Below are 14,775 nucleotides of genomic sequence, written 5' to 3' on the forward strand. Positions count from 1 at the left end.
AAGCGAGATCGCGAAGAGGACGTCAGGCGGCACGGCCGGGCCGCCTGACGGCGGGCACTTGGCCGGGTCCGGTCGACGCCGAGGGCCTGGGCTGGGTGTCGTCCGGCACGAGCCGCGGGCCGTCGCGCTGACGGCCGTGGGCGCGGCGTTCGGCGTCCACTTCGGCCTGCCAGGAGCGGAACGTGCGGCCGCCCAACCGTTTGAGGAAATGCGGGATGCGGTTGGCGGGAATGCCCACCAGGCGCGGGCCGAGGACGGCCAACAGGTCGCTGGCCTCCTGCGAATGCCATCCCGCGGCGGCGATGGCCTCTTCGTCGGGGAAGACATCCGCCACGCGGTCACGCTCGATGTCCAGCTTCGCGTCCTGAGTTCCGCCGAAGCTGTAGACCCAGAGGAAATTGGCCGGTGGGTCAGGCTCCACCAGAGCCCGGAAGCGGGCGACTTCCTTGGTGTAGGCGTAGAAATTCGTCTCCGGCTGGGCACGGATGACCCGCAGCCACGCCAGCAGGTAGGGGTCGGATAGGAAGTCACCCGAGTCGTGGATCCTCACCCAGGTTCCGCGGAATTTCCGCCTCCCGAGTTCGGAGGACATCGCCTCTTCCCAACCGGGTAGGTCGTCGAGGATGAAGCGAAGGTTGGCATGATGCTTGGCTTTCACCGTGGGCCAGGTGTACGTGCCGTGCCGCGCGTAGCAAACGTCACGGCAAATCCCGGCCGATGGGCAGGTGTTGTAGGTCTTCCCGTCCGGAAAGCGGCCGGCCCAAGCGGGCAGCGTCCAGTTCCAGGCGCCGATCGCGCGCATTTCACGGTTCTGGGTCAGCAGCCGTGCGGGCCGTCGGGGAACGAGAGTGGGCACCGATGCGTGAGACGACATGGATGGCCTCTCAGAAGAAGATCGGCTGAGACGCGACGGCCCCCTCTGTGTAGAGACCGGGCGCGCAAGTCGCAGGAGTGGTGATGGGGGACCGTTCAGTAGGCGTCGAGATCGACCTCGTTGCCGGAGACGGCGTCATAGGCGTCGTCAGGGGAATCGGCCGCTTCGGGATCCAGGAACGGGCCCTCGGCAGACGCAGCCTTGGTGTTGTCCGCATAGGCGGCCAGTTCTGCCGGATTCGTGGTCACCAGGTAGTGCTCCGTCGGCGAGGCCACGGATGCGAACGCGACCCGCTGGGTTCCGGCGGATAGCAGCCCTTGGCCGCGGTCGGCGGTCAGCAGGAACTGCCGCTCGCCCTCGGACAGATCGAACGTCCGAGTGATCTCGCCGATGGCCTGGGGTGCCTGACGCAGCAGGATCTGGGTCGCTGCGTTGGCCACGACCGCTTTACCCAAGTCGGAGCCGAGCACGTCACCGGTGTCCTGGGTAGCCACGGTCAGCCCGGCCCAGTGCTTGCGGGACGCCTTGGCCATCCGGAACAGGAACTGTGCCCCGGCGGGTTCCTTCATCAGGAGCCATGCCTCGTCCACGGTCACCAGCCGCGGTCGGCGCAGCGCCGGATTGGACACCCGCCGCCAGACCGCGTCCAGCGTCAACAGAGTCCCGATGCTTTTGAGCTCGTCCGGCAGGTCGCGCAGGGAGAACACCACCAGATGTCCGTCCGGCCGGGTGGTGGTGGGCCCGGCGAACAGCCCGGAGAACGCGCCGCTGGTGAAGGGGTGCAGCCGGGCCGACAAGTCCGTCGCGGTCTGGTCCTTCGAGGTGTGCAAGGTGGTGGTGAGGTCGGCCAGTAGTGGGGCGGGCCGGGTCCAGGTGCGTGTGTCCGCGGTGATGCCGGCCTGCTGGTACGTCGCGGCGATTGCTTGGTCCAGCACCGCCCTCTCCGCCGGTGCGAGCTGCGAGCCGAGCAGCACGGCCAGGACGGTGTGCAGAAACAGGGCGCGCCGGACCAGGGCGTCCTTGGGCGCGGTGCGGCGTCCGTCGGGCCGGGTGTGGATGGGCAGATCGAAGGGGTTGAGCCGGACGTCCTCGGCACCGAGATGCACATAGGTGCCGCCGACTGCGCGGGCGAGCCGGGCGTATTCGTCCTCGGGATCGATGACATAGTTCTCGATCCCGCGGTAAAGCGAGCGCAGCAGCTCCAGCTTGACCAGATAGGACTTGCCGGCTCCGGAACGGCCCAGGACGACGGAGTTGTGGTTGTCCAGGGCGAAGCGGTCCCAGTGGACCAGCCCTTGACTGCCGACGTTGTAGCCGTAGAGCACGCCGGACGGGGCGGCGACCGAGGTGGGATCGGGTGGGGGAAGGTCGGGGCTGGTGAACGGGAACGCGGCGGACAGCGCGGCGGTATCGAAGGTGCGGCGCATCGTCACCAGGTCGAGGCCCATCGGCAGGCAGGTGACCCAGCCCTGGAGGCTGCGGTATGTGGTGGGTTTGGCATCCAGCAGCAGGCTGGCGGCGAGCGCGCGTACCGCGGCGGCCTCGTTGGCCAACTCCTCGCGACTTACAGCGTGGACGGTCAGATACAGGCCGAGCCGGTAGAGCTTGCCCTCGCCACGGGCGACCCGGGCGGACAGGTCGTACGCGTCCTCGGTGGCCGCCTCCACCTGCGGGTCGATGAGTCGGCCGTGATCCTGTGTGTGGCGGCGGCCGGATTCGAGCTTGGCGAGTTGCCGCTTGAGCCGGTTGGCGGCCGTGACCGGGTCGATCGGCTCGATGTGCAGGCTGACGTCGACCCGGCCGGGGTAGGTCAGCAGCGGCTGTAGCCACCCGGGATGCACCTCGCGCGGGTAGCCGGTGATCGCGAAGGAGGCCACCCACTCATCCCCGACCGCCAGATGCCGCGGCGCGACAGCCAGGGAGTCCGGGGCAAACGCCCCGGCGTCTCCGGCAGGTGGCACGAATGCCGAGTGTTCCGTGTGCGTGCGGGAGCGGTTCACAGCGTGTCCCTGCCTTCGCGCTGGTCCCAGGACAGGGAGTCGTCCTGGGCGCTGGGCCAGTCCTCCTCGGTCGCAGCGGCGGTGGTGATGACGTCGTCGGCGCCGGCGAGCGTGGAGGTCGGCGGCAGAAGGCTGTCTGGGTTGCAAGCGGCGGCCAGCACGGCGGTGGCCTGCCCAGCGTCCAGCGGGGTGACGACGACACCGACGGGACCCAGGAGTTCGACGGCCTCGCCGATTCGGCGGACCAGGCGGGTTTCGGCGGCGCGCCGGACAGCATGATCTCCGACCCGGCCGCCAGACGGGGCGTTCCTGCGGTGGGCGAAAGCAGCCCAGGGTGAGCCGCCGCTCAAGGTGTCGGCAGGAGCGCCCGGACCGAGTGGCTCACGCAGGACGAGCAGGACCTGGCGGCACAACAGATTGCTGCTCTGGCCGAGTTGTGCAAGGTAGTCGGCGTGTTCGTGGGCGGCGGCTTCCAACGCCGGGTGCGGCAGCGACGGGGCGCGCTGGTGCAACTCGCCGATCTGCGCGGAAAGATCGAGGCGTTCGGTACGGATGAGGACCTGGACGGGGGCGGTGAGCGAGTGCAGGTACCGGCCGAACGTGGTCACCAGGGAGTCCTGTTCAGCCGGGGTGCGCAGAGCGAAGTTGACGGTGCTGCACACCGCCGCCACCGCGACCCCGTCACTGCCGAGGTCGATCACACCGGTCTCGCTCACGCCTTCGGCGGGCAACCGGAGCGCGGCTGGATCCACGCTGCTGGTCGGCGGCTCGGGTTCGGTGGCCTGCCGGGCGAGCCAGGCCGGTGCCGGATGGATGCCTTCGGGGGCGGCGACCTGGTGGCGCGGTGTCATGCGCTGGCGCAGGGCGGCGAGCATCAGCCGGTCCAGCGCCAGCCCGTCGCGCTTGCCCAGCGCTAGGAAGGCGGCGGTGGCCCCGATGGGGACCGCGGGGATCAGGAACACCGGCAGGGGCACGAATGCGCGAGAGAGGGACCACAGGCCGTACAGCACGATGCCGGTGACGGCCAGGATCATCAGCTGGCGGGCGGTCAGGTTGGCCAGGAGGGTGTCCTCGCGATCGACGTCGGCAGGGATGCGCACGGGCTGGGTCACGACGAGTCACCTCCTGAGCGTGTGCCGCCGGCACGGCGCCGGGGTGGGGAGCGCCTCGCGGGCGGGGGAGTAGACGATGGGGAGCTGAAGACGGCCGGAGGCGCGGAGCCCGTGCGCGGGTGCCGCGTCGAGGTGGTTCGGGACTCGGGAACCGCCGGCCGGAAGGAGACGGGTGCGGGTGGCCGTGTTGTCTGCCGGGGCGGGATGTAAGGCTGTGAAGTGGGCTGCTGGAACCGCGGCCGGGCCGGAACCGCGGACCTGCCTGCTGTCCTGAGCGGTTGAGTGGGGCCGTTGCTGCTCGGCGCCAGGAAGACCGGTGGGCCCGGCGGTCGAGCTGGCCGTGACAGCGGCGCGGCTGGCCCGACCGGGGAACCGCCAGGCCGGGGGCCTCCGGGAGCCCGGAACTCCGGCATTGGCGGCGGGCCGCTGGCTGGGCCGGTCGGCTGGTTCCGCTCGGGAACCATGGGAATCGGCTGGAGGAACTGCGGTGGCCCCGGGGAGCGCTGCGGGCCGCCCGTTGCCCGCCCTGGTCCGGCCGGTGAGTGATTCCCGCCGCCTCGGCGGCCCGCACCGCCAGAGGACGGTCCTGGGCCGGACGACCGGGGAGAGCGCGATGCTCCTGCGGAACCTGCGGAGGGCGGTGTGTGGCGCGCAACCCTACGGCCAGCGGCGCCCGTTCCACCTCCACCGCGCAGCAGCCCGAGCGTCTTGTACATCACGAAACCGCGGGCGACACTGCCGACGAACGAGCGTCCGCTGCCGAAGCGGATCGATCCCAGAATCCAGAACGGGATCTTGAAGACGACGTACATCAACGCCAGCGTGACCAGCACGTTGACCAGACCGTTGTCGTTGAGCCCGAACAAGCCGCCGGAGCCGAACCCGCCCGGGGTCAAGAACACTCGCACTCCCGTGATCAGGGCCAGGGACTGCACGACCTGGATGGCGAGCACGCCGCCGAAGGCTTTCCACCACCAGCGGGCGATGCCGTCGGTTTGCGGCAAGGTGTGGCAGATCAACGCCAAGGGCGCGGAGACGATCAGAATGATCGTCAAGGCCACACGGACGACGAAGGTCAGCAGCAAGGCGACCAGGACCCCGATGGCTACGAGCCACATCAAGACGAGGAAGATGCTCCCGCTGTCGGAATTGAAGGAGTTGAGCACGAAGTCCCGTAGAGCGGGTCCTGCGGTATCGGTGTTGGCTCCGCCGCCCATGGCGGCATGGGAGAGTGCGTTGGCCAGGTCGACGGCCTTGCCTGCGAGGAACAGTGACAGTGCGGCAGCGAGGAATCCCAGGGGAATCCGTGGCGCCATTTCCTTGATCGAGTAGCGGGTCTGCACTGTCTCGTGACTCATAACCACGACTCCGGCGATCATGATCAGTAGGGCGTAGCAGGCGAGGGCGATCTGCCAGGAGTTCGTCCACAGCTCGCCGACGCGCGGCATGGACGCGGGACTGGGCGTCGTCAGCAACGTGTCGCTGAGCAGTTCCAACAGTGGATTGAGCGCGAACTTGATCACCGATTTGAAGAAGCCCGTGATCGCGCTGCTGATGCCCTTGGCGATCCAGCCGGATATCCCGCCGGTGCCGTCGCCATCGGGAACCTGAGCCGGGGGCGTGGGGCCCGCCGTCGGCACCGGGGATGCTGACGCACCGGGCTGAGGGATGCAGTCCGGCGCCGAACACGAAGGCTCTGTCGCCGAGGGCGTCGGCGTGGGCTCGGCGGAGGCCGTTGGGGCCGGCGCCGGGCCTGGGCTCGGGCTCGGGTCGGCGTAGGCGGAAACCACCGAGGCGAGCACCGCCAACGCCACGATGCCGAGTACCAAGGCGCGGCGCCAGCTCCGCCACCGGCCGCGGCGGTTCTGATGCTCCGCCCGCTCGGCCCGGGGTCGGCCCGAGACAGCCGGACCCGGGAGCCGGTGTGGCAGGGCGGTGGCCATCAGGCCCCCACGATCCCTTTGAGGACCTCGACCACGAGCGGGGCCAGCGCAGCAAGCCCGTATCCCCAACCAGCGCTCTTGAAAGCGGTCTTGGCCTTCTCGACCTCACCCGGGTCGCCGTTAGCCATGACGTAGCGCACGCCGCCCAGCGACAAGAAGACCGTAGCCAGACCGGCCAGAATGCCCATGATCCAGTCACGGATGTTGTCCAGTACGGCATCGACCGACTCCGCCAGCGCCAGAACCTGGACTGGCTCGGCGGCGGCGTGTGCCCTAGTGACGACCACGCCGAGCACCAGCAGAGTCAAGCCGACGAGCAGCAGTCCTCGGCGTAACCCGGGGCTGCGGAAGCGGGACCGGGGTTCGTGGGCTGCCGCGCAGTTGGCGGCTCGGGCACGTCGAGAGGTGGGGGAGATCAGGCACATCGTGACACCTCCGATCACACGTCGGGCGCGAGCGCGGGTGTGGATTCCCCGCGTTCGAGAAGGCCGGAATCGGGGCTTGGATTGGACACCGCCGCTGCGGATTTCTGCGGCGGTCGCGTTCGGTCTCCCCGGGACAGCGGAGTGACACTGGGTAACCGCCGGGTGGTGCGGAGGGTCGGGGCTGCCGGAGCCAGAGCACTGACGGCCTGGGAGGCGACTGGATCATCCGGGTCGGTGGTTGCGGCCTGCTCGCGCAGGAACGCGACCAAGCGCCGCTCGGCGCGCCAGCGCGCCTTGTAGGTGGCTTCGGGGGTCATGCGGTTGCGGTCGGCCCAGTCGGCGACGAGGGTGTCTTCCAGTCGGGTGGCACCGATCAGGTCCGCTTCGGTCCGGGTCAGGACCGACTGCCGGACTGCCTCCGCCAGAACCAGGTCGGGGTGACCCCAAGGGGCCTTCGGCGGCGTGGACCGAAACGCCCCGGCCATGGGCATGGGGGCGTCCAGTGCCTCACACAGTGCCGCGAACCCAGCGCGGTAGGCGGCCCACCGCAGTCGCACCAGGACCCGTGGCCGGTCTAGGTCGATCGTCGCGAGGGCCCCGAGGAATCCGGAAAGTACCTCGGCATGTACGTCGAACACGTCGTCGGGGAACCGGGCGGCTAGCCACCCAGCGACCCCGGCCAGTGCAGGCAGCGCCATGCCGGCACACGCCAGCGTCCACGTAGCCCCATGCTCCCTGGACTGCCGCACCAAGTGAGCCCAGACCTCGTCGCGTGTACGCCGAGGACAGCGACGCCGCAGCATGCGGTCCCGCAGTTCGTCGAGGGGGACAGGCCGGTTGGGCAGTCCTGAGTAGCCTCGCCCGTCCACGGACAGGGGTTCCGGTCCCGTCACCAGCAGTAGGAAGCAGTTCCGTGCGGTATCCAGTGGCAGCGGCTGTCCCAAGGCACGGGTGCGTTGGGCATGATGCCTGTCGGGCATGTCAGGGACTCCTTCACGAGGCGGGAGAATGACGCCTCAAGGAAGGCAGACAGCCGACAAGAAAAGGCCAAGACGGCGGCAAGGTGACTTGTTGCGAAGGCTGTTGTCCTACTAGCGATTCCTTATTCAGCTTCCAACGACGTTGGTGCTTTGGTCTTGGCAGGACGTGGATGAATCTCTTCTGGGACGGAGCCGCAGGAGCGGTTTAGTAGCTCCTGACCTGCACTCTTAGTCATCCCGTAGTACCGCAGTGCCGGGCCACGCAGAAACATGACTTCAATTTTATGCGAACCGTCGTCGGCCGGGCCGCATTGTCCATCCCGCGTTGCTTCGGAATAGCTGCGCATTGAAGAAGAACGGCTTCTCGTCGCCAGGTCCGACCGTGGATGAACACTCCCACGAGCTTAGCGAGGGAACAGGCCCCACATCGCGGTGTCCAAAAGAGCTGCATATCCCGGCCTTTTGCGGTAGCAGCACACGAGTTGGCCCATCGACCTAGGAGAGTGGGCATGACACCACGACCGCGCCGGCCGCACGCGCGGCCCCGGCGTTCCCACCCGCACCGGCGCCCGGAGCTCTCAGGTTCGGTCTGGGCGGTTGCCCAGCGCTCCGCCCATCCTGATGCCCGACTGATCGAACCGCGTTGGATCGAGATGATCAACCGAACCGTTTTCATCTGCATCCGGGCCAGGCACTGCCTACCGATCCTTGCCCCTCCCAATGCCGACTCGGCCGGACCTAGCCCCCGGGCCAGCGGCGGTCCGTTGCCCGTTCCGACCGAAGCAGTCGGGTCCGCGAGCCGACTCCTCCGGACCATCGAGGTCCTCAGCGACCCCCTGGACACCGCCAATAGAAGTGCCGAGGACGCGCTGCTGTTCCTTGCCCAGTCGGTACCCGGATCGCCCTCAGAGTCCGTCGATGGCCCACGGACCGACTCTCGGCGACCCAAGCCCGGTCGGGGTCCGACCGCAGGCGGCGTCGACCGGTACGACGGGGCCATCGTTCCCGTGGGCTCGCGTCACTCGGACTGGCTTCTCGACGTTCGATGGGAAGACTTGCTGGCGCCACGAGGAGACTTGGTTGTTACCCATAGTGACAACCAGCAGGGCTGGTTGGCCAACCCGAGTGGCCTCGCGCCAGGCGCCGTCTGGAACGCCCGGCAGCTTCTGAGTGTCCGTGTGGCATTGCTCAAGATTCCCCGGCGCGGCGGCACCGTGACACGTGAGCCGGGGCCGTTGTCTGAACTCCCCTCGGCCGGCGCCCCGCCGGCGTCAGTGCCGAGGCACGCGCGTGCATCCGCGTCCGTGAACACGGCGAAACTCGCTGGAGACCCCACGCCTGGGTTCGTCGTCGAGGACAAGGAACGGTCCTCAAGAAGTGCAGATGCCCCCGGCGATACGGACTCTCGATACTTCAACTCGGGTCTTCCCGCGTCGATTCCGAACGTAACGAGGCTGCCGGGAAGCTTGTGCGACACCTCCCCATGGGGCGATGTGGCCAGCTTCGGTACCGCCCCATCGCTATGGCTCCTTGCCGCGGATGGATGGCTATCGCGTTGCGGAGTTCTGCGATGACGGAGTCCACAAGGCGGGACCACTGGCTGACCGCCCAGGAGGCTGCCGACCGTCTCCGCATCTCGCGCAAGACGCTCTACAACTGGGCGAGCACGTGGGAGGTGGAGCGGCGAGGTCCGGAGCCACTCCGCCTGGGCGGCAGAGCTCTGCGCTATCGGGCGTCCGACGTTGAACGGTGCGTAGAGGCAAGGCAGTAGGGGGCGCTGAGATGTCCCACGCGATTTCTAGGAGGTTTCCACATGGCGAAAGAGGAGGTGTACGACCGCTGGCACAAGTCCCGGCCGAAGAAGGGCGAGCCGGAGTGCTCGGAGCACCCGGGCTTTGTTCCGAGTGCTGACCACGGATGTGAACTGCGATGGCAGGCGCGCTGGAGGGACAAGGACGGCCGTCAGCGGTCGAAGAACTTCCCGAAGAACAGGAAACAGGCCGCTGCCGCCTTTCAGCGTGGTCAGCGCTCAGCAGTCGAGGAGGGCAGGGATCCCGCTCCATACCGCAGTCGGAGGAAGAGGAGTGGAATACCAACCATCGGCGAATACGCGGAGACGTTCCTGTCCAGGCACGAGGGCCGCCCGGGCACCATCCACGCCTACGAATCGCGCCTCCGCGCTCAGATCGTTCCAGTGCTGGGAAATCGCCAAGTGGATGAGGTGAAACGTGGTGACTATCGTGACTTCTTCACCAGGCTGAAGAAAGACGGGATGCCGGACATCACTCGGAGCGCAGTGAAGAAGACGTTGTCTGTGATGCTGGCGATGGCAGTGGAGGATGGCTATCTGGAGGGCAACCCGGTGGCTGGCATTCGCCTTCCTCAGGGAGGCAATAGAGGTGCGCGCCTTACGTGGAAACATGTGGTTGCTCTGTCGGAGGAGATTTATCCTCGATACGAATTGCTCATCTGGTACGGAGCTCTGCAGGCTCTCCGCTCCATGGAAGCAGTCGCCGTACGCCGAGACGACATGGAAGCTGTTCCCGGCAGGCTGGCGGTGGTGGAGCAGCGGCAGCAGGGGAAGACCGCACCCCTGAAGACGACCGCCAGTGAAGCCTCACTCACAGTCGGGTCCTTCCTGCTCGACAAGTACCAGGAACACATAGCGCGTTGGCGGGCGCCGCTGAAGGCTGCCGAGTTGCGGAAGCGGGAACGTCGAGGTCGGCCTCCCATCCCGCAGGAGTACTCCCATCTGGTCACTCTGACCAAATGGTGGACACCGGTGCGCGAAAGCACCCTGTGTTACGCATTCAATCAAGCGAAGGAACGGGTCCGAGCGCGGGGAGTAGACGTGCCGCAGGAGGCCACGTTCCGGGATCTGAGGCACTTCGCTGACGCGATCCTGATCGCTTCCGGGGTGGAGCCGCGCAAGGTCCAAGCCCGCATGCGCCATGCCCACCTGGCGGAGACGCTGGACACCTACGGCTACCTGGTTTGGGAGGTTGACTGGGAGAACGCTCCCGCCTCATTCGAAGAACTGTACGGAATTCCGGTGCCTCCCGGCCTGCCGGAGTCCGCCCTAGTACCAGCGGCCGAGCGGAGGTTGTGCCGTGAAAATACATGACTTTGTCCTCGTCGTCCGCTGTACGTTGTGCTGGCGCATCGAAGGAGAGGCGTTGCGTGGGCGGCTCACCGTGGCTCGGCGTTCTCACCGCTACGAGGTCGTGGAAGGGCCAGGAGCAGTGATCGCCGAGGCGCTCTCTCTCACCGCTGAGGTTCACAGGTGCCCGGCTGGTGTGCACGCGTTGTGCACGCGGGTTCTTCAGCCCATGTTTTTCCGCAGATCAGAAGATGTCTTGAGGTATTTTCACAGTGTTCCTGACGATCAGTACCACCGGCACCCCAGAGCGCCCCGCGACCGACCTCGGTTTCCTGCTGCACAAGCATCCCGACAAGGCGCAAGCGTTCTCCACCTCCTACGGCAAGGCGCATGTCGTCTACCCCGAGGCGAGCGTGGAGCGCTGCACGGCGGCGCTGTTGCTGGAGGTCGACGCGGTGGCACTGGTCCGGCGCGGCAAGGGCAAGGGCCGCGGCGGGGCCCCGGACGCGGCCCTCGCGCAGTACGTCAACGACCGGCCGTACGCCGCCTCGTCCCTGCTCGCCGTGGCGCTGAGCAGCGTGTTCTCCAGCGCGATGAAGGGCACCTGCCAGGCGAAGCCCGAGCTGCCCGCGCGTCCGCTGCCCCTGCGCGTCGAGGTGCCCGCACTGCCGGCCCGTGGCGGCGCCGATCTCGTACGGGCGCTGTTCGAGCCGCTCGGCTGGACGGTGAGTGCCGAACCCGTGGCGCTGGACACCGAGTTCCCCGAGTGGGGCGACTCGCGGTACGTGAGCCTCGTACTGGAGGGTGAGCAGCGGCTGGCCGACGCGCTGCGGCATCTGTACGTCCTGCTGCCGGTGCTCGACGACGCCAAGCACTACTGGGTGTCGTCCGACGAGGTCGACAAGCTGCTGCGGGCCGGGGAGGGCTGGCTGCCGGACCACCCGGAGCAGAAGCTGATCACCAGCCGCTATCTGTCCCGCCGTTGGTCGCTGACCCGGCAGGCCATGGAGCGTCTCGAACTCGTACGGCTCGCCGAGACGGACGACAGCGCGGTCGAGGAGATCGACAACGCCGTCGACGAGCAGACGGACACGGAGGAGAAGCCGGTACCGCTCGCCGTCCAGCGGCGGGACGCGATCGTCGGCGCGCTGAAGGCCACCGATGCCGCGAAGGTCCTCGATCTGGGCTGCGGGCAGGGCCAGTTGGTGCAGGAGCTGCTCAAGGACACGCGGTTCACCGAGATCGTCGGGGTCGATGTCTCGATGCGCGCCCTGACCATCGCCTCCCGGCGGCTCAAGCTGGACCGGATGGGAGAGCGGCAGTCCGAGCGCGTCAAGCTCGTCCAGGGCTCGCTGGCCTACACGGACAAGCGGCTCAAGGGGTACGACGCCGCCGTGCTGAGCGAGGTCATCGAGCACCTCGATCTGCCGCGGCTGCCCGCCCTGGAGTACGCGGTGTTCGGCTCGGCGCGCCCCAGGACCGTCATCGTGACGACGCCGAACGTCGAGTACAACGTCCGCTGGGAGACCCTCCCCGCCGGCCATGTCCGGCACGGCGACCACCGCTTCGAGTGGACGCGTGAGGAGTTCCGCGGCTGGGCGGGGACGGTGGCCGAACGGCACGGGTACGGAGTGGAGTTCGTGCCGGTCGGGCCCGACGACCCCGAGGTCGGACCGCCCACTCAGATGGCCGTCTTCACGGTGGGCGCCCAGAACACGAAGGACCAGAACACGAAGGAGGAGAAGGCCGCATGACCAGCACCGACAACAAGGTTCGTTCCCTGCCCGTCACCGACCTGTCCCTCGTCGTGCTGATCGGCGCGTCCGGTTCGGGCAAGTCCACCTTCGCCCGTAGGCACTTCAAGCCGACCGAGGTGATCTCGTCGGACTTCTGCCGGGGCCTCGTCGCCGACGACGAGAACGACCAGAGCGCCAGCGGCGACGCCTTCGACGTCCTGCACTACATCGCGGGCAAGCGGCTCGCGGCGGGTCGGCGCACGGTCGTCGACGCGACCAACGTGCAGCAGGAGAGCCGCAAGCAGCTCGTCGAGCTCGCCAGGAAGTACGACGTGCTGCCCATCGCCGTCGTGCTCGACGTGCCCGAGGAGGTGTGCGCCGAACGCAACTCCTCCCGCACCGACCGCGCCGACATGCCGCGCCGCGTCATCCAGCGCCACACCCGCGAACTCCGCCGCTCTCTGCGCCACTTGGAGCGCGAGGGGTTCAGGAAGGTGCACGTCCTGCGGGGCGTCGAGGAGATCGAGAGCGCCGAGGTCCGCACCGAGAAGCGGTTCAACGACCTGACCCACCTCACGGGACCGTTCGACATCATCGGCGACATCCACGGCTGCGCCTCCGAACTGGAGTCGCTGCTCGGCAAGTTGGGCTACGCGGACGGCGTGCACCCCGAGGGCCGTACGGCCGTGTTCGTCGGCGACCTCGTGGACCGCGGCCCCGACACCCCGGGCGTCCTGCGCCGGGTGATGTCCATGGTCGGCTCGGGCGCCGCCCTGTGCGTGCCGGGCAACCACGAGAACAAGTACGGCCGTTACCTCAAGGGCCGCAAGGTCCAGCACACCCACGGCCTCGCCGAGACCATCGAGCAGATGGAGGGCGAGAGCGACGAATTCAAGGGCCGGGTACGGGAGTTCGTGGACGGCCTCGTCAGCCACTACGTCCTCGACGGCGGCAGGCTCGTCGTCTGCCACGCCGGACTGCCCGAGAAGTACCACGGTCGTACGTCGGGCCGGGTGCGCTCGCACGCGCTGTACGGCGAAACCACCGGCGAGACCGACGAGTTCGGGCTGCCGGTGCGCTACCCGTGGGCCGAGGACTACCGGGGCAGGGCGGCCGTGGTCTACGGCCACACCCCGGTCCCGGAGGCCACCTGGCTGAACAACACCATCTGCCTGGACACCGGTGCCGTGTTCGGCGGCAAGCTCACCGCGCTGCGCTGGCCGGAGCGCGAACTCGTCGACGTACCGGCCGAGCGGGTCTGGTACGAGCCGGTCAAGCCGCTGGCCTCCGAGGCACCCGGCGGACACGAGGGGCGTCCGCTGGACCTCGCGGACGTGCATGGCCGCCGGGTCGTCGAGACCCGGCACGCCGGACGTGTCTCCGTACGCGAGGAGAACGCTGCCGCGGCGCTGGAGGTCATGAGCCGCTTCGCCGTGGACCCGCGGCTGATGCCGTATCTGCCGCCGACCATGGCGCCCACCGCCACCTCCAAGGTGGAGGGCTACCTGGAGCACCCGGTCGAGGCGTTCGAGCAGTACCGGGCCGACGGGGTCGCGCGGGTCGTGTGCGAGGAGAAGCACATGGGTTCGCGGGCGGTGGCGCTGGTGTGCCGGGACGAGGAGACCGCGCGCGAGCGGTTCGGCGCGAACGGGGTGTCGGGCGCGCTCTACACCCGCACCGGGCGCCCCTTCTTCGACGACTCCGCCGTCACCGAGGAGGTCCTCGGTCGGGTGCGGGCCGCCGTCACCGAGGCGGGTCTGTGGGAGGAGCTGGAGACGGACTGGGTGCTGCTCGACGCCGAGCTGCTGCCCTGGTCGCTCAAGGCCTCCGGGCTGCTGCGCTCGCAGTACGCCGCGGTGGGTGCGGCGGCCGGAGCCGTCTTCCCGGGAGCGGTGGCCGCGCTCGAAGGGGCGGCGGCGCGTGGTGTCGACGTCCAGGACCTGCTGGTCAAGCAGCGGGAACGGGCCGTCGACGCCGCCTCCTTCACCGACGCGTACCGGCGCTACTGCTGGACCACGTCCGGGCTCGACGGTGTCCGGCTCGCGCCCTTCCAGATCCTCGCCGTGCGCGGGCGGAGCCTCGCGGCTCTGCCGCACGAGGAGCAGCTCTCTCTGATCGACCGGCTGGTGGCGGACGACGCGTCCGGGCTTCTGCAGACCACCCGGCGCCTCTTCGTCGACACGGGTGATCCCGAGTCGGTGCGGGCCGGGGTCGACTGGTGGCTGGAGATGACCGGCCGCGGGGGCGAGGGCATGGTCGTCAAGCCCGACGGGGCCGTGGTGCGGGGCGGGAACGGGCGGCTGGTCCAGCCCGGGATCAAGTGCCGGGGGCGGGAGTACCTGCGGATCATCTACGGTCCCGAGTACACCCGGCCCGAGAACCTCGACCGTCTGCGTGGCCGCTTCCTCAACCACAAGCGGTCGCTGGCGCTGCGGGAGTACGCCCTGGGGCTGGAGGCCCTTGACCGGCTCGCCGAGGGGGAGCCGCTGTGGCGGGTGCACGAGGCTGTGTTCGGGGTGCTGGCGCTGGAGTCGGAACCGGTGGATCCGCGGTTGTAGGCATCAGCCGACGGTGGGGAGGCGGCGGGACGGCCTCCCCACCGGAA

General features: G+C 68.6%; 11 protein-coding genes. 6 read left to right on the forward strand and 5 right to left on the reverse strand.

Going from position 1 to position 14,775, the window contains the following annotated elements; translation table 11 throughout:
- Positions 1-22 precede the first annotated feature (22 nt).
- The 3 genes from ACN20J_RS37170 to ACN20J_RS37180 form a co-directional block, all read right to left on the reverse strand.
- Positions 23-874 (reverse strand): GP88 family protein, encoded by an 852-nt coding sequence (locus ACN20J_RS37170; RefSeq protein ID WP_266754023.1) that lies wholly within the window; start codon positions 872-874, stop codon positions 23-25.
- Between the two features lie 95 nt (positions 875-969).
- Positions 970-2,835, reverse strand: a complete 1,866-nt coding sequence (locus tag ACN20J_RS37175; protein ID WP_266754022.1) for a VirB4 family type IV secretion system protein — start codon at positions 2,833-2,835, stop codon at positions 970-972.
- 35 nt (positions 2,836-2,870) lie between these two features.
- Entirely contained in the window at positions 2,871-3,986 is a 1,116-nt protein-coding gene (locus ACN20J_RS37180) for a PrgI family protein (protein ID WP_266754021.1), read from the reverse strand.
- 644 nt (positions 3,987-4,630) lie between these two features.
- Here ACN20J_RS37180 and ACN20J_RS37185 point away from each other — a divergent pair.
- Both ACN20J_RS37185 and ACN20J_RS37190 read left to right on the forward strand, forming a co-directional pair.
- Complete coding sequence (locus ACN20J_RS37185) at positions 4,631-5,164, forward strand: hypothetical protein (protein WP_266754020.1); 534 nt, start codon at positions 4,631-4,633, stop codon at positions 5,162-5,164.
- 268 nt (positions 5,165-5,432) lie between these two features.
- Entirely contained in the window at positions 5,433-5,597 is a 165-nt protein-coding gene (locus ACN20J_RS37190; RefSeq protein ID WP_266754019.1) for a hypothetical protein, read from the forward strand.
- 331 nt (positions 5,598-5,928) lie between these two features.
- Here ACN20J_RS37190 and ACN20J_RS37195 read toward each other — a convergent pair whose 3' ends face one another.
- Both ACN20J_RS37195 and ACN20J_RS37200 read right to left on the reverse strand, forming a co-directional pair.
- Entirely contained in the window at positions 5,929-6,237 is a 309-nt protein-coding gene (locus tag ACN20J_RS37195) for a pilin (RefSeq protein WP_266754018.1), read from the reverse strand.
- 131 nt (positions 6,238-6,368) lie between these two features.
- The gene (locus ACN20J_RS37200) at positions 6,369-7,052 is read right to left on the reverse strand and encodes a hypothetical protein (RefSeq protein ID WP_266754017.1); all 684 of its coding nucleotides are present in this window, start codon (positions 7,050-7,052) and stop codon (positions 6,369-6,371) included.
- A gap of 1,852 nt (positions 7,053-8,904) precedes the next feature.
- Here ACN20J_RS37200 and ACN20J_RS37205 point away from each other — a divergent pair.
- The 4 genes from ACN20J_RS37205 (at position 8,905) to ACN20J_RS37220 (ending at position 14,728) form a co-directional block, all read left to right on the forward strand.
- Positions 8,905-9,105 carry a helix-turn-helix transcriptional regulator gene (locus ACN20J_RS37205; protein WP_407706824.1) on the forward strand — a complete coding sequence of 67 codons (201 nt, stop codon included), beginning with the start codon at positions 8,905-8,907 and terminating at the stop codon, positions 9,103-9,105.
- Positions 9,106-9,147: 42 nt separating this feature from the next.
- Entirely contained in the window at positions 9,148-10,458 is a 1,311-nt protein-coding gene (locus ACN20J_RS37210) for a site-specific integrase (RefSeq protein WP_266754016.1), read from the forward strand.
- A 248-nt stretch (positions 10,459-10,706) separates the two neighbouring features.
- Entirely contained in the window at positions 10,707-12,188 is a 1,482-nt protein-coding gene (locus ACN20J_RS37215) for a 3' terminal RNA ribose 2'-O-methyltransferase Hen1 (protein WP_361920528.1), read from the forward strand.
- Positions 12,185-14,728: a polynucleotide kinase-phosphatase gene (locus ACN20J_RS37220; RefSeq protein WP_419667590.1), complete on the forward strand. Its 2,544-nt coding sequence runs from the start codon at positions 12,185-12,187 to the stop codon at positions 14,726-14,728. The genes ACN20J_RS37215 and ACN20J_RS37220 overlap by 4 nt, the downstream gene beginning before the upstream one ends.
- The last annotated feature ends 47 nt before the right edge of the window (positions 14,729-14,775 follow it).

Source organism: Streptomyces sp. 2-1 (assembly GCF_048564895.1).
Classification (GTDB): Bacteria; Actinomycetota; Actinomycetes; order Streptomycetales; family Streptomycetaceae; genus Streptomyces; species Streptomyces phaeochromogenes.